At 69.9% G+C, this 22,234-nt stretch carries 16 protein-coding genes; 6 read left to right on the forward strand and 10 right to left on the reverse strand.

The genetic code is table 11. From position 1 onward, the window contains the following. Nucleotides 1-6: 6 nt before the first annotated feature. The 9 genes from B9N97_RS12135 to B9N97_RS12175 form a co-directional block, all read right to left on the reverse strand. Nucleotides 7-1,194, reverse strand: a complete 1,188-nt coding sequence (locus B9N97_RS12135; RefSeq protein ID WP_244560687.1) for a glycosyltransferase family 4 protein — start codon at nt 1,192-1,194, stop codon at nt 7-9. Continuing rightward, nucleotides 1,179-2,699, reverse strand: a complete 1,521-nt coding sequence (locus B9N97_RS12140; RefSeq protein WP_244560688.1) for an O-antigen ligase family protein — start codon at nt 2,697-2,699, stop codon at nt 1,179-1,181. Before B9N97_RS12140 ends, B9N97_RS12135 begins: the two co-directional genes overlap by 16 nt. Continuing rightward, nucleotides 2,696-3,721: a glycosyltransferase family 2 protein gene (locus B9N97_RS12145; protein WP_085086611.1), complete on the reverse strand. Its 1,026-nt coding sequence runs from the start codon at nt 3,719-3,721 to the stop codon at nt 2,696-2,698. The genes B9N97_RS12140 and B9N97_RS12145 overlap by 4 nt, the downstream gene beginning before the upstream one ends. Further along, nucleotides 3,718-4,875: a glycosyltransferase gene (locus tag B9N97_RS12150; RefSeq protein WP_085086613.1), complete on the reverse strand. Its 1,158-nt coding sequence runs from the start codon at nt 4,873-4,875 to the stop codon at nt 3,718-3,720. The genes B9N97_RS12145 and B9N97_RS12150 overlap by 4 nt, the downstream gene beginning before the upstream one ends. A gap of 57 nt (nt 4,876-4,932) precedes the next feature. Continuing rightward, entirely contained in the window at nt 4,933-7,257 is a 2,325-nt protein-coding gene (locus B9N97_RS12155; RefSeq protein ID WP_085086615.1) for a GumC family protein, read from the reverse strand. A 59-nt stretch (nt 7,258-7,316) separates the two neighbouring features. Continuing rightward, a complete protein-coding gene (locus tag B9N97_RS12160) occupies nt 7,317-9,461 on the reverse strand; it encodes a hypothetical protein (protein WP_085086617.1) in 2,145 nt (714 codons plus the stop codon). After that, nucleotides 9,458-11,308: a glycosyltransferase gene (locus tag B9N97_RS12165; RefSeq protein ID WP_085086619.1), complete on the reverse strand. Its 1,851-nt coding sequence runs from the start codon at nt 11,306-11,308 to the stop codon at nt 9,458-9,460. Before B9N97_RS12165 ends, B9N97_RS12160 begins: the two co-directional genes overlap by 4 nt. 29 nt (nt 11,309-11,337) lie before the next feature. Beyond that, on the reverse strand, nt 11,338-12,705 hold the full coding sequence (locus B9N97_RS12170; protein WP_085086621.1) for an oligosaccharide flippase family protein: 1,368 nt from the start codon (nt 12,703-12,705) through the stop codon (nt 11,338-11,340). Between the two features lie 608 nt (nt 12,706-13,313). Next, on the reverse strand, nt 13,314-14,327 hold the full coding sequence (locus B9N97_RS12175) for a LacI family DNA-binding transcriptional regulator (RefSeq protein WP_085086623.1): 1,014 nt from the start codon (nt 14,325-14,327) through the stop codon (nt 13,314-13,316). A 272-nt stretch (nt 14,328-14,599) separates the two neighbouring features. On the opposite strand from B9N97_RS12175, the gene ptsP reads away from it, so the two are divergent. From ptsP to B9N97_RS12195, 4 genes are all read left to right on the forward strand, one after another. Next, nucleotides 14,600-17,131 (forward strand): phosphoenolpyruvate--protein phosphotransferase, encoded by a 2,532-nt coding sequence (gene ptsP, locus B9N97_RS12180; protein ID WP_085086625.1) that lies wholly within the window; start codon nt 14,600-14,602, stop codon nt 17,129-17,131. Then, nucleotides 17,128-18,090, forward strand: a complete 963-nt coding sequence (gene pfkB / locus B9N97_RS12185) for a 1-phosphofructokinase (RefSeq protein WP_085086627.1) — start codon at nt 17,128-17,130, stop codon at nt 18,088-18,090. Before ptsP ends, pfkB begins: the two co-directional genes overlap by 4 nt. An 84-nt stretch (nt 18,091-18,174) precedes the next feature. After that, on the forward strand, nt 18,175-19,941 hold the full coding sequence (locus B9N97_RS12190; protein ID WP_085086629.1) for a fructose-specific PTS transporter subunit EIIC: 1,767 nt from the start codon (nt 18,175-18,177) through the stop codon (nt 19,939-19,941). Between the two features lie 180 nt (nt 19,942-20,121). Continuing rightward, nucleotides 20,122-20,439, forward strand: a complete 318-nt coding sequence (locus B9N97_RS12195; RefSeq protein ID WP_085086631.1) for a hypothetical protein — start codon at nt 20,122-20,124, stop codon at nt 20,437-20,439. 19 nt (nt 20,440-20,458) lie between these two features. On the opposite strand, the gene B9N97_RS34925 is transcribed toward B9N97_RS12195, so the two are convergent. After that, the gene (locus tag B9N97_RS34925; protein WP_143266623.1) at nt 20,459-20,650 is read right to left on the reverse strand and encodes a hypothetical protein; all 192 of its coding nucleotides are present in this window, start codon (nt 20,648-20,650) and stop codon (nt 20,459-20,461) included. A 234-nt stretch (nt 20,651-20,884) separates the two neighbouring features. Between B9N97_RS34925 and B9N97_RS12200 the strand changes: the two genes are divergently transcribed. Both B9N97_RS12200 and B9N97_RS12205 read left to right on the forward strand, forming a co-directional pair. Then, nucleotides 20,885-21,838: a hypothetical protein gene (locus B9N97_RS12200; protein ID WP_085086633.1), complete on the forward strand. Its 954-nt coding sequence runs from the start codon at nt 20,885-20,887 to the stop codon at nt 21,836-21,838. 60 nt (nt 21,839-21,898) lie between these two features. After that, nucleotides 21,899-22,210, forward strand: a complete 312-nt coding sequence (locus tag B9N97_RS12205; RefSeq protein ID WP_085086635.1) for a hypothetical protein — start codon at nt 21,899-21,901, stop codon at nt 22,208-22,210. Nucleotides 22,211-22,234: the final 24 nt, after the last annotated feature.

The raw sequence follows: 22,234 nt of genomic DNA on the forward strand, positions 1-22,234 counted from the left end.
GGATGCTCACTGCAGGGCACCGCGATAGACGGCGGCGGTGCGGGCGGCGATGACCGGCCAGTCGAAGCGGCTGCGCACCAGCGCCCGGCAGGCGTCGGCGTCGGGCAGCCGGCGGACTCCGCTCAGCGCCTCCGCAATGCCGATGCCGATGGAGCGCGCGTCGATCCCCGCGAGCACGAGGTCGCCGTCCAGCCCCTCCACCACCTCGGGCAGGCCGCCGACCGGCGTGACCATCACCGGGGTGCCCGCCGCCAGCGATTCCAGCGCCGTCAGGCCGAAGCCCTCCAGCGCCTGCGACGGCATCACGCACAGGTCGGCGGCCCGGTAGGCGAGTGGCAGATGCGCGTCGGGAACGAAGCCCAGCAGCCGCACATGCTCCTCCAGCCCCAGGGCGCCGATGCGGTCCTGGAGCGCCGCGGCCTCCGGCCCGCGTCCGGCGACCACCAGCAGCACGTCGGGTATCCGGCGGCGCAACTCCACCATGGCATCGACCAGCGCGGTCAGCCCCATGCGCTTCACCAGCCGGCGCACCGTCAGCAGGATGGGGCGCCCCTGCGGCCAGCCCAGGCGCGCGCGCGCTTGATGGCGGCTGTCGGAAAGGTCGTAGCGGTCGGCATCGACCCCGCCCGGCACCCGATGAATGCGCTCCGGCCGGACCCCATAGCGTTCGGCCAGGATGGAGGCGAAGGACTGCGACAGGACGACGAAGCGGGTGGCGCGGCGATAGACCAGCCGCTCCACCATGAATTTCAGCCGCACCGCCAGCGGGCCGGCGCCCTCCGCCGCGCTTTCCAATGCCCAGGGGCCGTGGAAATGGACGACCAGCGGCCGGTTGCGCAAGGCGGGCAGAGCGCCCACCGTATTCAATGCGAAGTGGGAGGCGACGAGATCGGGCGCCTGCCGGCGCAGCGTCTCGGCGATGGCGGTCCGCGCCGCCGCCACCCGGCGCGGCAGCGAGGCGGTCGGCGGTGCGAAGCTGTCGATGCGGGCGCCATTGTCCAGCGTCCGGGAAACGGTGCCCAGCACCAGCCCGGAAAAGGCGATGCCCTGCTGCGGCAGGTGACGGGCGAGGTTGTAGAACATGTTCTCCGCCCCGCCATGGGTCTCCGGGAACCAGCCCAGCCCAAGCTGAAGCACGCTGGCCTCCCGCATCTCCCCCGGCAGCGTGCCGGGCAGGATCAGGCTTCCGTCCATTGCTTGTCCTCTTGGAAGTTTTGTGCGGGGGCGGTGGTCAGGATCGGGCTCTGCAGGCCGGCAAGCCCGTAGTTCTTGGCCGCCATCGCCATGCCCAGGAAGAACCAGAAGCCGACGCCGGTGACCTTCACCAGCGTGTGTTCGAACACCATGCAGCCGAGCATCGTCAGCGCCGCCGTCTCGGCACAGCGGGCGAACGGGTCCGGCGGGGCGCCGCCGCGGCGCAGCATCCCGGCCGTCAGCATGATCAGGCCGGCGACATAGCCGAACGCGCCGGGCCAGCCCAGCTCATAGGGCACGCGCAGGATGCCGCTGTCGAAATAGGCCATGACGCCCAGCTGTCCGTCCTCGTTGGTCAGCTTGGTCGCGGTGTCGATGGTGCCGAGCCCGGCGCCGCGCACCTCGGTCAGGGCATAGAACAGGAAGGTGACATAGAACTCCTGCCGGTCCTGATAGCTGCGGTCGTTCTCCATCGAATTCAGCGTGTCGAACCGGGAGGCGATGGCCTGGTTGACCCTCGGCACGCTCAGAAGCGGCAGGGAGCACAGGACCAGCCCGACGCCGACCGCGATCAGGCGCATCCGATGGCGGCCGGGCATGGTCAGCAGCAGCCACGCGAAAGTGAACAGACCGGCCAGCCAGGCCGCGCGCACCAGGCTGAGCAACAGCGATCCGAGAGCCAGCGCGCCGGCGACTGGCACCATTACACCACGCGCCGCCGGCAGCAGGGCCAGTCCGGTGACCAGCAGGAAGGCCAGCGGGCCGGAGGAGTTCATCGTGCTGAACACCCGGACCTGCATCGGCAGCGGCATGCCCTGGTTGGTCATCCCGACATTGATGAGCCATCGCGCATCCCAGGCCGGCATGATGAAATACTGGATCAGGCCATAACCGCCGACCAGCGCCAGCCCCAGGACGAAAGCGCGCAGCACCGCGTCGCGCATCTGCGGGTAGATCGGCCAGTGCAGGGCGACATAGAGCCCCAGCATAACCGGCACCACCCAGTTCAGCAGTGCGAATGTCGCGGCCGCCACGCCCGCCTGGGAGATTCCATTGAAGTAGGCGTAGGAGATGCCCAGCATCACCGGCAGAAATCCGAAATAGGCGCGATAGCGCAGCATCGGCAGATATTGCGCGATCACCAGACCGGTCATTGCGCCGACGGCGAAGGGCGTCACCATGATCGGGCTGATGATGCTCCAGCCCGATTGGTAATCGACCAGCCGGCGCACCTCCGGCGTCAGGAACCACAACCACCATGTGAAGGCGGCGAACCGGGCCGGGTCGCGTGTGACCAGCAGCGCACCGACGGCGAGCGCCCCCACCGGAAAGACGATCTCCAGCACGCCGGCCCTGCCCATCAGGACCGGAACCGCCACCAGGAACCAGAAGACCGGCGCCGCCAGTTTATTCAGGGACGGCAGGCCGCCGGTGGCGTGATGAGGCATGCCGTGATGGCCCATGCCATGATGGCCATGCTCGAAGCCGGTGGTGGCGAAGGTCATGCCGCCGTCTCCCGCCAGTGGCGCATTCCCTCCAGCCGGCCGCGCAAGGTGGCGCGCAGCTTCGCCCCGGCATGGCGGTCGCCGCGTAGCGCCAGCCGCGCCCATTGCGCCAGTCCGGGAAACTCGCAGGTCCCCACCAGCATGGCCCAGGCGGCGAAGGCGGCGCGGTTGGCCGGGCCGAAATGGGCCATCAGGGCCAGCGTGTCGTTGAAGGTCGCGTTCTCCTGCGCCAGCGGATGGAAGTGGTTCGCGCCGCGCTGGTCGATGTCGAAGCGCACCGCCGGGAAGTGGTCGACCGCCACCATCGGGTCATAGACCAGCCGCCAGCCCTGACGGGACAGCCGCAGGCAGAAATCCACCTCGTTGCGGACCTGGGCGCCGCTGCCGCGCAGCCGGGTGTTCAGCCGCTGGCCGTCGATCGCCGCGCGGCGGAAGCTCCAGTTGGCGCCTTTGAGCACGTCGACGTCCTGGGCCGGGCCGACGCCCAGATGATGGTTGCCGATGACCCGGCCGAACCATTGCAGCCGGCCGACGACCCGGGCCTCCCCCGTTTCCGGCACGGTGCCGTGATAGACGTGGTCGCGACCGCCGACGCCGCCGATGCGGGGATCGGTGCGATACCAGGCCTCGATCCTTTCCACCCAGTCGGGATGGGGAACGGCGTCGTCGTCGGTGATGGCGACGATGTCGCCGCGGGCATGGTCCATGCCGCGGTTGATCGCCGCCACCTGCCCCGGCACGTCGATGCCGGCGACCTCGATCGGCAGGGTGGATGCGTAGCGCCGGGCGACCTCTGCGGACTCCGGGTCGGTGTCGCGCACGGTGACGACAACCTGGACCGGCGCCAGCGTCTGCCGGACCAGACCGTCCAGGCAGCCGGCCAGTTGGTCCGGCCGCCGGTAGGTCGGGATAATCACCGTGACGCCCAACCGCTCGGTGGCATGGGGATCGATCGGGACATGGGGGGCGGGGCGGGGCATGCCGGTGGAAATCTTGCCGGTAGGGTTCATGGCGACGCTCATGCCGGAGCCAGCTCCCGCCCGCGGGCGTCGTTGGCGGCGGCCCGTGCCGGGGCCAGGGCTGGCTCCTCGCCGTTCACCCAGCTGTCGATGGTCTCGCGCAGCCGTGCCTTGAACACGGAACGGTCAAAGCGGGCGGCATAGGCCTGGATGACGGTGGGATTGAAGCGGTGTTCCTGCGCCTCGAAACGCTGCACCGCCTCGATCAGCGCTTCCGGCGTCTGATGGTCGAAGAACAGGCCGGACAGGCCGTCCTTCACCGTCTCGGTTGCGCCGCCGCGGTTCAGGGCGATCACCGGCCGGCCGGCGGCCATCGCCTCCACCGGAACGATGCCGAAATCCTCGTTGGCGGTGAAGATCAGGGCGCGGCAGGCGGCATACTGCCGGTCCAGCTCCTCGGCGGAACAATGGCCCAGCAACTCCACCGTCGGCCCGGCCATCTGCTTCAGCCGGCGGTACTCCTCGCCCTCGCCGACCACGACCAGCTTGCGGCCCATGCGGTTGAAGGCTTCGATTGCGACGTCGGCACGCTTGTAGGACACCAGTTGGCTGACGAACAGGTAGTGATCGCCGGGCGGCTCCGCGGTGGCGAAGCGCCGGGTTTCCACCGGCGGGTTGATGACGGTGGAGTCGCGGCGGTAGACGCGCCAGATGCGCTTCGCCACCGTCTCGGAATTGGCGATGAAGCGGTCGACCCGCGCCGCCGTCGCCAGATCCCATTGCCGCAGCCGGTGGATGGCGTAGGGCATCAGCGGCCGGACCATCGGCCCGGCCGAGTGCAGGTAGTCGTGATAGCCGCTCCACACATAGCGCATCGGCGTGTGGCAGTAGCAGACATGCAGCGCGTCCGGCCGGGTCAGGACCCCCTTCGCCGGCCCGGATTCGCTGCTGATGACGAGGTCGTAGGCGCTGAGGTCGAGCTGCTCCAGTGCCAGCGGCATCAGCGGCAGGTATTTCTGATACATCCGGTGGGCCATCGGCAGCCGGTCGATGAAGGTCGTGGTGACCCGGTGGCTGCGGATGACGGGGGAGATGCGCTCCGGCCGGTAGACGTGGGTGAAGACGTCGGCTTCTGGATACAGCTCGCACAGGGCTTCGATAACCTTCTCCCCCCCGCGCATCCCGACGAGCCAGTAATGGACGATCGCGACTTTCATTGTGGGTCCTCCGGCAAGGGGCAGGCCTTCGACTTCGGCCGAGGGTTTTTTTTAGGCTCAGGCGATGCGGCGCAGGCGGTAGGAACGGCCGCTGGGCGGGCGGGCGCCGTATTCCAGGTTCGCGTGGTCGCGGGCGTTGACCATCGACAGCACCGCGCCGCTGATCCGCCCGCCGACCTGCCGCACCTGCTTGATGCCGGCACTGGCAAGGCTGGTGGCGGTGCGCGCCCAGCGCACGACATAGAGGACACGGTCGGCCAGCGGCGCCAGGATCAGCGCGTCGGACACCGACAGCACCGGCGGCGTGTCGAGGACGACGACGTCGTAGCGCTCGGACAGCTCCACCAGCAGCGACAGCATGGCCTTGGAGCCGAACAGGATCTGCGGCCGGTCGACCGGCCGGCCGGCGGCGATCACCGCCACCCGGCGGCGGTCGTCGATCTGCACGACCTGATCCAGCGTCGCATCGCCTTCCAGCAGGTCGGTCAGCCCCTTGGGCGGCCGGGTGCCGCCGAGAAGCCGGTGCACGGCGGGACGGCGGGTGTCGCAGTCGACGATGATGACCCGGCGGCCGGTGTCGGCCAGGAAAGCGGACAGAGCCACCGCCAGCGTCGTCTTGCCCTCGCCAGCGACCGACGAGGTCAGCATCACCACCTCGCCGCCCTTGACGGTGGCCGGCTCGGCGCCGGTGCGGACCAGATGCAGCCGTGCGCAAAGCCGCCAGACGGCCTCGGCGAATTCGCCGCCGCCGGTGTTGGAATAGGGATCGCCGTTGGCGTCGGAGCGGGCGGACCGCTTGATCCGGCCCAGCAGCGGCACGATGCCGACGGCCGGCAGGCCCAGAACCGCCTCCACCTGATGGGAGCTGTAGACGCCGCGCTGGCTGGCGGTCCGCACCAGCGCGATGCCGGTGGCGATGGCGCCGCAGACCACCGCGGCCAACGCCGCCAGCACGGTCTTGCCCGGCCCGACCGGCCCCACCGGAACGTCGGCGGTGGACACGATGCGAACGTCGGGCGTCATCTCCAGCGCCTGGAGCACCTGGGTCTCCTTCAGGCGGGTGACGGCGCGGCGATAGTTGTCGTCGGACGCGTCGGCCTGTCGCTGAAGCTCGCGCAGCTTCACGTCCGCCTGCAGGTTGTCGAAGGATTCCGTGCGCAGGGCCTCCAGCCGGCGGGAAAGGCTCTGGATCTTGGCGACCTGCTGCTCCACCTCGCCCCGAAGGCTGCGGATCACCCGGTCCACCTCGGTGGCGAGAGCGGCATTCAGTTCGCGCAGCTCCGCGGCGGGCCGCGCCAGCGCCGGGTGACGGTCGCCATATTGCGCGCGTAGCTCGGCCAACTGGGCGCTCAGTGCCGTCTGACGCTGGCGCAGGCCGGTGATCAGCGGGTCGCCGCCGATGTCGGCGCCGGTCAGCGATTCGGGGTTGCCGGGCTGAACGGACTGCAGCTGGCGCAGCCGCCCCTGGGCATTGGTCAGCGCCGTGCGCGCCTCCGCCAACTGGGCGTTCAGGGCCGACATCTCTTCGTTCACCAGCGGAGCATCGCGGCCCTTGGCCATGCCGGTTTCGGCACGCATCGCCTCGACGGCGGCACGGCCGGTGCTGGTCATGTCCTGGCGCAGCTCGTCCAATCGGCTCTGCAGCCACTCGCTGGCGTTCTGGGTGGCCTTGCGCTTCGCCTCCACCTGGATGGCGATGTAGGCGTCGGCGACCGCGTTGGCGGCGCGGGCCGCCAGCTGCGGGTCCTTGGCCTCGACCGCGATGCGGATCGCGCGCGACTGCACGCCGGGGCTGATGCGCAGGTTCTTCTGGAAGGCGTAGATCAGGCGGGCGGCTTCCTTATCCTCCGCGCTGCCGGTCGGAACGGACGGGCGGGCGGGCGGTGTCAGCAGGGAGGAGAGCGGTTCGGGAAGGCCGGACGCCACCTCGGTCAGCAAGGCGCGGCCTTCATCGAACAGCGGAGTCAGAAGGCCCGGCTTGTTGGGAGTTGCGGCATATTCCGGTTCCTGCCCGAGATTCAGCGTCTCCACCACGCGGCGGGCGAGGTCGCGGGACCGCAGGATCTCGACCTCGGTGTTGACGGTGTCGAGATACATTCCCATCGGTTCCGACACCGAGGGGATGTTGATGACGCGGTTGGTGTGCGGATCGATCACCACCACGGCCGATGCGCTGTAGAGCGGCGTCATCGAGTTGATCAGCAGCACCGCGGGCAGCCACAGCACCGCGGTCAGCCCCAGGATCAGCCATTTCTGGCGCCACAGCGTCTGTACCAGCCGGCCCACATTGACCTTGTCGGCGCCCGTTCCGACCGGCGGTGCGACAAAGCCGGAGGGGATACCGGCCGTGCCTGGCGGCAATCGGTGTTCCGGTGCGTCCATAGGCTGAACTCCTTCATCTCGACAAACTGTGCGCGGAGGTGCGATGCGGCCCAATTGGTTCAGGCGACCTCTGCCGGGTCGCGGGTGGGCTGGCGGGGGGCGGAGGCGGCGTCCGGCGCCGGGCCGCCGCGGATCTCCGCTGGCGGCTCCGGACTTGTGGGGATGCCCTGTCCGGTCTTCGCCTCCGCCAGGATGCGGGCGTAGCGGGCGACGGTGTTGGGCGTGACGTTGACCAGCGCTCCGGTCCCGCCGCCGCCGGCGACCAGCCGGGCGACCTGGAACAGGGCGCGCCCCTTCTCCAGCACCTCGCCCGGCAGCATCCACAGGATGGAATCGATGTTGGACGCCAGCCAACCCGGCCGCCCGCCGCGGGTCAGCCGGCGTTCGGCCGCCCGCACCTGCGCGGTGTTGCGGATGGTGTAGAAGGGCGACCAGCCGTCCCAATCGCCGGCGGTGAAGGGCAGGGCCACGAACTCCCCGTCGACCAGCGCCGGTTCGGCCGAGCCGAAGGCGGCCTTGGTCCACATGTAATCGAATCCGGCGGAGCGGACGGCGGCGGCGACGTCCCGCCGCAGGGGGCCGGGGCGGGCGCTGTCATAGGGCCGCCACGCCTCGTAGAAGCGGTCGAGCCGGTAGCGGCGCAGCGCATTGCCGATCATGCGCCGGGCGTCCATGGCCGGAGCCCCGGCCCGCGTCGGCGCCTTGCGGGGGGTGCCCTCCGACACGGCCTCCACGCTGGCGGCCGGGGTTTCCGACGGGCGCGGACGGGGCGAGATGCGCAGGACGGGCCGGCCCTCCTCCCAATGCAGGCGCTGGGTGCGGCCCGGCACGAGGGGGGAGTCGACCAGCGGCCACCAGCCGCGCGGCATCAGCCCCGGCGGCAGCATGGTCGCCATCTCCGCACGGGCGTCGGCCAGCAGCCGGGCCAGCTCGTCGCTTGGCATCTCGCCTTCGGCGCAGACGCCGCGGCCGGTGCTGCCCAGCAGAAGCTCCACCCGGCCCAGCACGCCGCCGCGTTCCTCCGGCACCGACAGCAGCGCGAGGTCGGCGGGGCTGGACTGGGTCAGGCTGTCGACGGTGACCACCAGCCCGCAGCGCAGGCCGGTCGCCGCCACCAGATCGAGGATACGCGGGATGCAGTGCAGTTCGCGGATCATGCCGGACCACAGCACCAGCGTGGTCAGCACCCGCCCTTCCGCTGCCCAGCGGCGCAGGGTGGCGTCGTCCGGCTCATAGTCGGTGAAGGGGCGCGGCGGCTCCGCAATGCGCAACGGCACGTCGGCCGTGCTGGCGAAGGGCGGATCGGGATCGACGATCTGCAAACCGCGGCCCAGACGGCCCAGGGCGAAGAAGTCATGATCGTCGAACTGGCGGCCATAGACCGGGTCGGCCCCGTTGCGGATCAGGTCGGCGGCGCGCTCGATCACGTCGGTCTGCGGCCGGCCGTAGAGCGGCAGCAGACGCTTGGCCGCCGCCAGCGGCAGCTGCGCTGCGATCAGGTCGGGATCGCCCAGAAACGTTCCCCGGCCCCAGCCGGCATGGCGGTGGGCCAGCGCGGCGCTGAAGCTGGCATAGCTTTCCCCGGCCACCCTGCCTTCGACCGCGTCGAGGCCGCCGGGGAAGTGGCGGGCCCGCACCGGGTCGACGCAATGGCCGGTGAAATGGCGGGCGCCCAGCGCCTCCAGCCGCTGCCGCAGTCCGGCGTCGGCGCCGACATCGATGCCGAGGTAGGGCTTCGCCATCAGTTGCGGGTAGAGGAACGGCGCGGCGACGATGCCGAGCGGGGTCTGCGGCGCCATGTCCAGCACCGCGACCTCTTCCGGGATCGGCTGCTCCAGCAGGCGGAAGGCGGCCTCATAGAGCGCGGCCGGGTCGGTGCTCCGCAGGGCGCATTCCCCCCCTGCCTCCACCACCGGCCACAAGGGGGAGGCGGGATCGCCCAGCGCCACGACGCGGTAACGGGTGGTCAGCCACAGCGCGTGGTCCAGGTGCCGGCCGCCGGCCATCAGGCTGCCGGTCCCGGTCGCCTCGGTGCGGTTGCCATCCTCCCAGCCGCCGAAATGGCGACCGCTGCGCCGCCCATCGTAATAGAGGTCGAAGGCCCAGCCGGCGCGTTCCGCCGCGGCGGCCAGCACCGGGGCGATGGCGACGCGGTGCGGGTCGGCGCCATGGGCGAGGAAGAGGAGCAGGGGCGGTTTGGTCACGATGCGTGCCCCTCCGTGCCCTTGCCGCCGCGCTGGCACCACCACAGGTGCCATTTCGCCACCCCCGGCGGGCCGAAATGGTCGGTCTTCTGCAGGGTCAGGCCGGTGGCGGCGATGGCCTTGCGCATCTCCGGCGCCCAGTGGTGACGGACCAGCGCCTTCCATTCCGGCAGGACGCCGTGGCAGCGCATGGTCGCCAGCAGCCGGTCGGGCCGCCAGCGGTAGTAGCGGGGATAGGCGATCACCCACAGCGGGTTGGCGTTGGTGGTGTCGCAGACGATCCGGCCGCCGGGCTTGACCACCCGCTGCAGCTCGCGCACGCCGGCTTCCAGGTCGGGCAGGTGGCAGAGCAGGTCCATGGCGATGACGATGTCGAAACTGTCGTCGGCGAAGGGCAGCTTGCGGGCGTCGGCCTGCTGGACGGTCAGGGCGGGGAAACGTTCCTTCGCCTCGGCCAGCATCTCGTGCGAGATGTCGACCAGCGTCACGTCGTGACGGCCGGCGAAGGGACCGGTGATGCGGCCGTACCCGCCGCCGACATCGAGGATGCGCATCCTCGGCAACCGCTCCAGCTCCGCCGCCACCGCGCGGCGCTTCTCGTCATAAATGCGGTAGAAGGGGGTGGTCGGGTGGTCGGGGCGGAAATGGCGGCGATAGCCATTGTTGTAGATGCCGGACCCGGCAGCCTGCGACCGCTCCGCCTTGGCGTTCTCCAGCAGGGCGGCGACCTGGGCGGCGACCGTATCGACGTCGAAGCTCTTCGCATGCTCCAGTCCGGCGGCGGCGGCGGCCCTCAGCCCCTCGGGGTCGGCCAGCCGGGCGATCAGCATGTCGCGCAGCGGCTCCGCCTGTCCCGGCGGGACCAGCCAGCCGGTGCGGCCATGCTCGATGATTTCCGGGAATCCGCCGCAGTCGCTGGCGACCACCGGCACGCCCAGCGCCATCGCCTCGACCACCACGAAGCCGAAGCTTTCCCACAGGGACGGGACGACCGCCATCTCCGCCCGCGCCACCACGGCCAGCGCGTCGTTGCGGGGCAGGGCGCCGGTGAAATGGACGCGGTCGGCGACCGGAGCGACATCGCGGCGGAACTGGTCGATGATCGCGGCGCTCGCGGGGTCCTCGCCGCCGATCATCATCAGGTGCAGGTCGGGATTGGCGGCCAGCACGCCGGGAATCGCGCGGCCCAGCGTGGCGATGCCCTTGCGCCCCTCCAACCGGCCGAAGAAGGCGATGAAGCGCTTCGGCAGCGCCATCGGCGGCTCGGCCGTCCGGTTCGCCGCCACCGCGGCGAGGTCGATGCTGTTGGGGATGACCTGGATCAGCTCCGGCGGGATGCGCCAGTAATCGGCCACCCGCCGGGCGATGGCGCGGGTGGAGGCGTAGATCGCCGCGCTGCGCTTGGTCTGGTCGCGTTCGAGCGCGTTCAGCAGGTGGGTGTGCGGCACCCAGGGCTGGGTGTTGGTGTCCATCACCAGCCCGGTCGGCGTCGCCAGCCGCGTCACCACGGGAATGGTGCTGAAACGGCTCAGCCACCAGGCGTCGGCATCGAACTCGGCGGCATGGACCACATCGGGACGGAAGGAGCGGACGGCGTCGGCCAGCCGGCGGTTGGTCCGGAACCGGTCCACGACCGCATGCAGGCGCGGCCCCGGATCGACGCGGTTCACCGTCACGCCATCCTCGATGGTGATGCCGGCCGGCAGGCCGCCGGCCTTCCACGGGGTCACCACCTGGACGGCATGGCCCAGCCGCGCCAGCGCGCGGGCCATCGTGTGGGTGTGGGTGGCGATACCGCCGAGCTTTTCGCCGGGTGGGTATTCGGGCGTCAAGAGCGACAGTCGCATTGTGGTTCCCCCAAATCCTGTAGGTTCTGTCATTTGCCTGCGGGTCCGGCCGGAGCGGCGGTCGCCGGAGACGGTTTGGCGAGTGCGATCAGGCGCCGCGGTAGTGCCGCGAGCATCGCAGGGTCGGGAAGGAAGACGCGCCAGGGCAGCCCCGTCGCCTGCCGGTAAAGGATCGCCGCGGTGGCGAACACCAGCGTGTAGGCCACCGTGGAGACGATGGCCGCTGCCAGGATCCCGCCGCTGCGCAGGAACAGCAGCAGGCCGCCGAGCGTGACCAGCATGCCCAGCAGGTTGGCCATGGTGGCGGTGAAGGGCCTGTTCTCCGCATAGAGCCCGTTCAGCAGGATCGACGCGGCGGCGTAGAGAACGGCACCCGGCAGCAGAAACCGCAGCGGAAGCGCGCTGTCGGCGAAGGACGGGCCATAGACCAGTCCGATGGCGATGTCGGCGAAGACGAACAGCCCGCCGCCGAGCAGCCCGCCGATGGCGAAGGTCACCTGCAGGCTGTTCAGCACCAGCGACCGTCCCGACTGGCCCCGCCGGGTGGCGGCGGGCATCACCACGGTGGCCAACGCGCTGGACAGGCTGACGATCAGCCAGGACAGGCTGGTCGCGAGCGCATAGAGCCCGACCTGGGCCGCCGGCAGGAAGGCGGGGATGATCAGCAGGTCCAGCCGCTGGGTGATGACGCCGCCCACCACGTCGCCGTGGGTGCGCAGCGCGTACCAGAGCGTCTGCCGGCCGAGCGCCGGATCGGGACGGCCGATTCCGTGGCGGCGGACCAGCAGGGCCGTGGCCACGACCAGCACCAGCGTGCTCATCGCCGCCTGTACGATGACGGCGGATTCCACCGTGAAGTGGCCGGCAAGCCAAAGAATGGCGTAGAGCGTGGCGACGCCGGCCGGCTGGATGAAGTTCAGCGCATTGAAGCTGCGGAAGTCCTGGTCGCCCAGGATCAGCCCCAGCATCAGCTCCGCCAGGAGGGCCATGGCGATCATGGGCAGATAGAGCCGCGCCAGTTCCAGCGTCTCCACCGGCTGCGCGGCCAGCAGCAGCGGCAGCAGCAGATAGCCGGTGCCGATCGCCAGCGCCGCCAGCGGCAGCAGGATCAGCGTCCAGGTGCTCAGCAGCCGGCCGCCGGCCGAATGGTCCCGCGACAGCGCATAGGTGACCGCCTTGCCGCAGCCCATGCCGAACAGCCAGCCCAGCATCTGTATGGTGGTGAGGACGGCGGTCAGCGCCCCCCGACCCTCCGGACCGATGGTGCGGGCGACGAGGATTCCCGTCAGCAGTCCAAGCGCCATCGTGGCGGCGGTGACGAGTACAGTCGTCACGCCATGCCGGGCGAAGCTGCCCCCCTTCGCCGCCGCCTTGCGTCCGGTCAGACCTTTCAGCATCGCGCCTTCACCCCCGTCGAAGTCCCTGAAGTGTGCGCACCGCGTCTTCCCCCGAATCCGTGTTTCTTGTTTTGTCGGCTGGCTGGCCCCCACCAGGGGCGACCATCATGGGTCATGAACGCCACCAAGAATTAGTTGCTTGACCCAACATTTACTTGGTTAGTTTAAAAATTAACGCGGAATGGAACAGAAATCTGCGGTCGCCGTTATTAGCTCGGGCGAGCATTTTTGTTGTGCATTGCAAACTGAACGGTAGTGGGGTGTTGGACGACGGTCAACGCCGCTTTCGGAACTGTTCTTCCCGCACACCGGGGGAGTATTTTTCTTTGATCGTCCGTTGTCAGGAACCGGGAGTCTTAGCGTATCTTTCGGGCGTCGGTTATCGGCAACGCCCATGTTCAGGCATCGGGAGTAGTCCGTTGCCGGACCGGCGGCACACGAGAGGGGAGGGTGAAGCGCGGTTGCGTTTCGCTGCCGGGTGCGGCGAGGCTGTCGCAGCCCGTTCGATGCGGACGCCGGATCCCGCCCGGTCAGGACGGTCCACGAAGGGTTGCGATCCGGGCCGCTCGCCTGCTCGCGGCAGGACGCGCGGGTTCAGTCCCGCCGGTTCAGTCGGCGTCGGCCATCCGCGCGGCGGTGGAGCCGCGCACGATGCAGGTGCCGCCCAGGACGAGGCGGCGGCGGGGACGGTCCGGCGCTTCCAGCCGTTCGAACAGCAGGGCCATCGCCGACTGACCGATGTCCTGCACCGGCTGCTCGATGACGGTCAGGCCGGGACCGACCAGTTCCGTCCAGGGTTCATTGTCGAATCCGGCGACCGCCAGCCCGTCGGGGATCGGCAGTTTCAGCCGGCGGGCGGCCTTCACCACGCCCATCAGGAACAGGCTGTTGCTGACGATGAAGGCTTCCGGCCGGTCATGTTCCGCCATCCACGCCACCACGGCCTGTTCCGCCGCGTCGGCATAGGGGGCGAGGAAGCGGGCGGCCGGCGCCAGACCGCGGGCCGACATGGCGGAGCGATATCCCTCGTAACGTTCCTGGCCGGTGGTGCTGGTGTTGCCGAACAGGCCGGCGATGCGGCGATAGCCCTGGGCGTGCAGATGCTCCACCAGCATGGCCGCGGCGCGCGGGTTGTCCAGGACCACCGCGTCGTGGCGGGCGGTCGGCGCGTTGCGGTCGATCAGCACGACGGGAAAGTCGAGGTCTAGCGTGTCGAGCCGGTCGAGCGTCGCGCAGGTCGGGGCGAAGATCAGACCGGTGATCCGCTCCTCCTGCATCAGGCGCAGGTACAACTCCTCCCGCTCCGGATTCTCGTCGCTGTTGCACAGGATCACGCGCATGCCGGCGCGATAGGCCGCATCCTCCACCGCGCGGCTGACGGCGGTGAAGAAGGGGTTGCGGATGTCCGACACCACCAGCCCGATGGTCTGCGAATGCTGTGAGCGCAGCCGCCTTGCGGACAGGTTGGGTCGGTAGCCGGTGGCGCGCACCGCATCCTCCACCCGCTTGCGCAACGCCTCGCTGACCGGGCCGTTGCTCAGCACGCGCGACACGGTGGCGACGGATACGCCGGCGGCCAGGGCCACGTCCTTGATGCTGGCTGTCTTGCCGGAGGCGTTCATCTGCAAACCAGTGGTGGTAGGGGGTGCCCCGTAAGGGGAGGCGATCTTAGCCGTGCGCGGCCCGGCATGACCAGAGCGGGTTCAGGCGAGGGCGGCTTCTGAAAACGTTTCCAGTTAGATGCCGGAAGCATTCCTCATTTCAGCCTGCTTGACAAGCCGCTCCTCCGAAAAAGTGCTGATGCTGCACTGCGGCAGCCGTTGACAGTCCGTCTGTAATCGTTTTCACTGAGGATCAAGAGGACAGACAAGAACCCGCGGAGGAGACGGTTGCCATGGCCACCGACACGCACCCCCTTAGCCTTCCCCCCGATCTGATCCGCCTGGGCGCCGCCCCGGCCGGGAAGGAGGCGGCGATCCGCGAAGCGGCGCAGCTGCTGATCGCCGCGGGCTGCATCGACCCCGCCTATGCCGACAGCATGATCCGCCGGGAATCGGTGGCGAACACCTTCCTCGGCCATGGCGTCGCCATCCCGCACGGCATGGTGGACGACCGCAATCTGGTCCGCCGCAACGGCATCGCCATCCTGCAGGTGCCCGACGGCGTGGTCTGGAACGACGGGCAGACCGCCCGGCTGGTCGTCGCCATCGCCGCCCAGTCCGACGCCCACATCGCCATCCTGCGCCGCCTGACCCGCCTGATGCAGGACGAGGCGCGGCTGAATGCCCTCTTCACCACCGGCGATCCCGCCGACCTCGTCGCCGCCCTGTCGGACGAGAGCGCCGCGCCGGCCACGCCCGCGTCAGAGGCCGGCGACTTGGCCGAGAGCTTCGAGTGGGTGGTCGATTACCCGACCGGCCTGCATGCCCGCCCCGCCGCCGCCTGGGTCGAGACCGCCCGCGCGGCTTCCGGCCGCGTCCGCGTCCGACATGGCGACGAGGCCGTGGACGGCAAGACGCTGGTGGCGCTGCTGCAGCTTGGCCTGCGTCCCGGCGACCGCATCACCGTGTCCGCCGATGGCTCCGACGCGCACGCGGTGTTGAACCGCCTGCGCGCCACCATCACCGGCCTGAGCGCGCGGGAGAAGGCGGACGCCGCCGCGGCGGCGCGCAAGGCGAAGGCGGTGGTGCAGGGCTGGACCCCGCCGACCACGGCCGGGCGCGAGATGCCGGTGGTCGCCGGGGTCGGCGCCAGCCCCGGCCTAGCCATCGGGCCGGTGCATGTGATGCCGAAAGCAGACCTGACGGTTCCCGACCGTCCGGCTCCACTGCTGGAAGGCGGCAACCGCCTGCACGAGGCACTGAACCTGACCCGCCAGCAGCTGAAGGCGCTGGCCGACGACACCGCCCGCCGGCTGGGACCCGCCGAAGCGGGAATTTTCGCGGCGCAAGCGGAGCTGCTGAACGACACCGACGTCATCACGCTCGCCTGCCAGCTGATGGTGGAGGGGCATGGCCCCGGCTGGTCGTGGAACGAGGCGGTGGAGCGCAGTGCCGCCAAGCTGGCCGCCAACCCCAACCCGGTGCTGGCCGGCCGTGCCGCCGACCTGCGCGACGTCGGCCGCCGGGTGCTGACCCGCATCGATCCGGACCTGCGCGGCGGCTCCATCCGCGACCTGCCGGACACCCCCTGCATCCTGGTCGCCGACGACCTGTCGCCGTCCGACACCGCGGCGCTCGACATGGGCCGGGTCATCGGTCTGGCGACGGCGCAGGGCGGTCCGACCTCCCACACCGCGATCCTGGCCCGCACGCTGGGGTTGCCGGCCATGGTGGCGGGCGGCGGCGCGCTGACCGAGCTTGCCAACGGCACCACCGCCATCCTCGACGGCCAGTCCGGTCGCCTCTATCTGGAGCCCACCGACGCCGACCTCGCCGCCGCACATGGCTGGATCGAGGAGCAGCGCGTCAAGAAGGCCCAGCAGGAGGAGCGGCGCGGCCTGCCCGCCCGCACCCGCGACGGCCACACGGTGGAGATCGGCGCCAACGTCAACCGCCCGGATCAGGTGCCGGTGGCGCTGTCGCAGGGGGCCGAAGGCGTCGGCCTGATGCGCACCGAGTTCCTGTTCCTGGAGCGCGGCGACGCCCCCAGCGAGGAGGAGCAGTACCAGACCTACCGCGCGATGCTGGAGGCGCTGGACGGCCGTCCGCTGATCGTCCGCGCGCTCGACATCGGTGGCGACAAGCAGGTGCCGCACCTGCAGTTGCCGCACGAGGAGAACCCCTTCCTCGGCGTGCGCGGCGCCCGCCTGCTGCTGCGCCATCCGGAACTGCTGGAACCGCAGCTGCGCGCCCTCTACCGCGCCGCCAAGGGAGCGAAACCGGATGCGCTGCTGATCATGTTCCCGATGATCACCACGCTGCGCGAGATCGAGACCCTGCGCGCCGTCTGCGACCGCATCCGGGCGGAGCTGGACGCCCCGGCGGTGCCGCTGGGCATCATGGTGGAGGTGCCGGCCGCCGCCATCCAGGCCGACGTGCTGGCCCGCCATGTCGATTTCTTCTCCATCGGCACCAACGACCTGACGCAGTACGCACTGGCCGTCGACCGCCAGCATCCCGAACTGGCGGCGGAGGCCGACAGCCTGCACCCGTCGGTGCTGCGCCTGATCCGCATGACGGTGGAAGGAGCCGAGAAGCATGGCCGCTGGGTCGGCGTCTGCGGCGGCATCGCCGGTGATCCGTTCGGCGCCGCCCTGCTTGCCGGCCTCGGCGTCCGCGAGCTGTCGATGACCCCGCGCGACATTCCCGGCGTCAAGGACCGGCTGCGCGACAGCGACCTCGCGGGTCTGCGGGCGCTGGCCCAGCGGGCGCTGGACTGCGAATCCTCCGACGAGGTGCGCGCACTGGAGGGAGAGGCGTCATGACGAAACCCGTCGTCACCGTCACGCTGAACCCTGCCATCGACCAGACCATCACGGTCGAGGCGCTGAAACCCGGCAGCGTCCACCGCGCCAAGGCGGTGCGCCACAATGCCGGCGGCAAGGGCGTCAACGTCGCCAGCTGCCTTGCCGATTGGGGAACGCCGGTGGTCGCCACCGGGCTGCTCGGCACCGGCAATGCCGCGCCGTTCGAAGCGCTGTTCCAGGCCAAGGGCATCACCGACGCCTTCCTGCGGTTGCCGGGCGAAACGCGGGTCAACATCAAGATCGCCGACCTTGCGGCCAACGACACGACGGACATCAACCTGCCGGGCCTCTCCGCCGATCCCGGCGCGCTCGGCCGCGTGCGGGAGGCGGTTCGCCGGCTGGTGGAGCCGGGCACGCCGGTCCTGCTGGCCGGCAGCCTGCCGAATGGCCTGCCCACCGACAGCTACGCCGTACTGACCGCCGATCTGACTGCGGCCGGCGCCCGCGTGGTGCTGGACAGCAGCGGGGCGCCGCTGGCGGCGGCGCTGGCATCAACCGGCGCACTGCCCCATTGCATCAAGCCCAACCGGCACGAGCTGGAGGATTGGGCTGGCCGGCCGCTGCCGACCGATGCCGACCTTCTGGACGCGGCGCGCGACCTCAACCGGCGCGGTGTCGCCGTTGTGGTGGTGTCGCTGGGGGCCGAGGGCGCGCTGTTCGTCGGTATGGACGGGGACCGCACACGCGCGCTGCATGGCCGGCTGCCCCCGGTCCAGGCGCTGAGCACCGTCGGGGCGGGCGACGCGATGGTGGCGGGGCTGATCGCCGCCTTCCAGCAGGATGGCGGGCTGGAAGATGTGGCCCGGCTGTCGGTGGCCTTTGCCGCCGCCAAGCTCGGCTGCTTCGGCCCCAACCTGCCCGATCCGGCAACGGTGCGGGCGCTTGCGGCACAGGTGACGCTGACCCGGCTGGACTGATCCGGCTCAACTGGTCCGGCCAGCGGCATCGGACAGAATTCAATAGAGTGACAGGCGGGGGCACGAACCCGCGAGGAGGAAACAATGGCGAACCTGTTGGCAGTGATCGCGGCGGGAGACCTCACCACCCAGGCTGTTCTGGCCGCTGAAGCGTTGCGCAAGGCGGCATCGTCGGCCGGCCACCGCATCCAAGTGGAAATCCGCACGAGCCTCGGCATCCAATCCCCGCTCGACGCTGCGGCACCGGCGACGGCGGACGGCGTGATCCTGGTCGGCGGCGGCGATCTGGACGAGGCACGCTTCGGCGCGGTGAAGCGCGTTTCCGCTCCTCTGGACGAGGTGCTGGGCAACCCCGGCGCCGTGCTGGCGAGCGTGCTTGGTTCCGCTTCTGCCTCTGCTTCGGTGGCAGCGGCGCCGCGCCGGATCGTCGCCATCACCTCCTGCCCGACGGGCATCGCCCACACCTTCATGGCGGCCGAGGGCATCCAGCAGGCGGCGACCGCGCTGGGGCACAAGGTCCGGGTGGAGACGCAGGGCTCCGTCGGTGCGCGCGACACGCTGACCGACGAGGAGATCCGCGAGGCGGACGTCGTGCTGATCGCCGCCGACACCCAGATCGACCTGTCGCGCTTCGCCGGCAAGCGGGTGTTCCTGAGCGGTACCAAGCCCGCCATCAACGACGGCAAGGCGCTGGTCAACCGCGCCCTGGCCGAGGCGAAGACGCACGGCCCGGCGGTCCCGCTGGCCGACGCCGTCGCCACCGGCAAGGCCGAGCGGTCGGCCCAGCGCACCGGCCCCTACAAGCATCTGATGACCGGCGTGTCCTTCATGCTGCCCTTCGTGGTGACGGGCGGCCTGCTGATCGCGCTCGCCTTCGCGCTGGGCGGCATCTACGTCTATGAGGAATCCAACGCCGGGACGCTGGGCTATGCCCTGTTCCAGATCGGCGCCAAGGGTGCCTTCGCCCTGATGGTGCCGGCGCTGGCCGGCTACATCGCCTATTCGATCGCCGACCGTCCCGGCATCGCCCCCGGCATGGTGGGCGGCATGCTGGCCGGCAGCATCGGTGCCGGCTTCCTCGGCGGCATCGTCGCCGGCTTCATCGCCGGCTACGGCACCGCCTTCCTCAACCGGCACATCAAGCTGCACCGCAACCTGGAAGGGCTGAAGCCGGTGCTGATCCTGCCGCTTCTGGGATCGCTGCTGACCGGATTGCTGATGATCTACGTCGTCGGCACCCCCGTCGCCGAGGCGCTGGCCTGGATGAGCGCCTGGTTGAAGGGCATGCAGGGCAGCAGCGCCATCCTGCTCGGCCTGCTGATCGGGGCGATGATGGCGTTCGACATGGGCGGTCCGGTCAACAAGGCCGCCTACGCCTTCTCCACCGGCCTGATCGCGTCGCAGGTCTATACCCCGATGGCCGCCGCCATGGCCGCCGGCATGGTGCCGCCGCTGGGTCTGGCGCTGGCCACCAAGCTGTTCGCCGACCGCTTCACCCATGAGGAGCGCGAGGCCGGCAACGCCGCCGCCGTCCTGGGCATCGCCTTCATCACCGAAGGCGCCATTCCCTTCGCCGCCCGCGATCCGCTGCGCGTCATCCCGGCGCTGATGATCGGCGGTGCGCTGACCGGTGCCATTTCGATGGCGGTGGGGGCTGAGCTGAAGGTGCCCCATGGCGGCATCTTCGTCCTGCCGATCCCGAACGCGGTGACGCATCTGCTGGGCTATGTGGTGGCCCTGGTGGTCGGCACCGTGGTGACCGCGCTGGCTCTGCGCATCCTGAAGAAGCCGGTCGCCGCGACGGCGGCGGCGCCGAAGACTGCGGTCCAGGGGGCCGGCGCGCACGCCTGACCGTCATTCCTTTTCCTCTCGGGCCTTTTCCTCTCAGGCCATTTCCTCTCGGGCGTCCTCCCGACCCTGGCCCCTTTCCGCACCCGCGGGGAGGGGCCTCTTTTTTGCCGATGAATCCGCGCCAGCTTTCGCCCCGCCGTCCGTGTGAAGCGTCAAGACATCGCCCGGAGTGACGGACCCATGCTCGACGAGAAGCCCGATGTGATGCTGGGCAACATGCTGCTGCATGTGAACCTGCTGGCGCTTGGCACGCTGATGACCAAGTTGATGGCGGAGATGTTCCGCAAGGACGACGATCCGGCCGGCAAGGCGGACGAATGGCTGCGCCTGTTCGAAGCGACCGCCGCGCAGATGACCTTCGCCAGCGAGACACCGGAATGGAGCGACCTGACAGCGCAGGAGTTCCGAGACGTGCTGATGCAGCACATCCACCGTGCCCGCGCCATGGCGCTGGGAGAGGAATGCGATCCGAACGCCTATCTGCGCCATCACGGCTGAGCGGGCTGCCGACCGGAACTCAGGCGACGGCGGCCAAGACCGCGACCGCCGCCACGATGCATAGGACGGCAAGCAGCAGGTGCAGCCGCAGCCCGCGCGGGCTGACCAGGGTCGGCGGCTGGTCGAAATCCTCGGTTGTCGTAAGACGCTCCAGCGCCTTGCGGCGGAACAACCGTTCGGCACTCTGCGGTCCGGCTTCAGTCCGGCTCACTCGACACCTTGTTCTGCAGGCTTCGGCATGCGCGCCGGCGTTGAAAGACAAGAAAATTCGTTGTGGAGCTGAAACAGTTCCATGTCAGTCCTGACACCGCTTATTGCTTGCACCCCTTTGTTTCGCACGCATAATGGTTAGAGAGCATCCGGATTGTCCAGCGGACTTCGCAGGGTCTCCATCTCTTCCACAGTGTGCATGATCGGGATCGCTGGCGTGAAGGATCGGGTTGGGATGAACGATGTCACGGCGCCGAATGGCGGCATTGCCGGCCTTCGCGTCGCGCCATTGTCCGGCAATGCCGCCGCTTTCGCCACTCTCGGTTTCCCCCGGCTGGCCCCGGTGCTGGATCAACTGGAGCCACCCTGGTTGGCCGTCGGCGCCACGGTCGGCGGGCTTCCGGCCGGCCTCGCGCTCGGGCAGATCCAGGATGATGGGGCAAGGCTGCTGTCGCTGACGGTCGTGCGCAGTCTGCGCAACCGCGGCATCGGCCGGACCCTTGCCGCGGGGTGGGGGAGGGCCGCCGCCGCCGCGGGTGCCACCGGTCTGATCACCGCCTTTTCGGACAAGCTGCCGGAACGCGCCGCATTGGCCGCGACCCTGTCGGCGGCCGGCTGGACCGCACCGCGCCTGACCCATGTCCGGGCGATCGGAGAGGCGGCGCCGATGGTCGAGGCGGTTGGCAACTGGCCGTCGCTGGCCGGCCGGCTGCGCGACCCCGACGGGTTCAGCTTCGATCCCTGGCGGACGCCGGACGCCGACGACCGTGCCGCCATCGCCGCGCTGGCGGCGGAGCCCGACCTTCATCCTCTGATGCATCCTGATGTCCGTGCCGAGTGGATCGAGCCCGCCTGTTCCATCGCGGTGCGGCGGCAGGGTACCCTGGTCGGCTGGGTGCTGGCGGAGCGGGCGGACAGCGTACCGCTCGACGCCTATCGCAACCGGCCGGCGATCGATTACCGCAGCGCCTATCTGGCGCGGTCACTCTGGCATACGGGGATGCTGGTGGGCGCCTATTGGCACGCCTATGCCCGGCAGGTGGCCGCCTTCGGTCCGACCTCCATCGCCATGTTCGGCACCATGTTCCCGCGGATGATGTCTCTGGTCCGCCGCCGCTTCGCCCCGATTTCGCTGCGGGTGGACGAGACCTTCGAGATGATCCGCCAACCCGGGGCCGGGTCGCCGTGACCGCAGGACGCAGAGTTTCCATCAGCCTTTCACCCAATCGCCAACTGGAGTGTTTCCGAAATGAGCAGCATTGACTTCGAGAAGATGTACGGCGCCGATGCCATCGCCGCGGCGGCGGAGCGTCTGAAGACCGACGATGCCTTCCGTGCGGAGGCTCAGGCCGACCTGAACGCGGCCGTCAAGCGCCATTACGACGTCGACCTGCCGATGCCGATGCGGCTGGTCGAGACCGATGGAGAACTGCTTGCCGTTCCCGCCGAAGACAGTCAGGCGGAACTGAGCGACGAGGAACTCGATATGGTTGCCGGCGGCTTCCCGCCCACCGGATTCGGCCAGAAGGAAGCAAAGAAGGGCTCCGGCTTCGGTCGCTGAAGTCTTCCGAACCGGCAGGCGTTG

Origin of the sequence: Azospirillum oryzae, assembly GCF_900177515.1 — a bacterium.
GTDB lineage: Bacteria > Pseudomonadota > Alphaproteobacteria > Azospirillales > Azospirillaceae > Azospirillum > Azospirillum oryzae_A.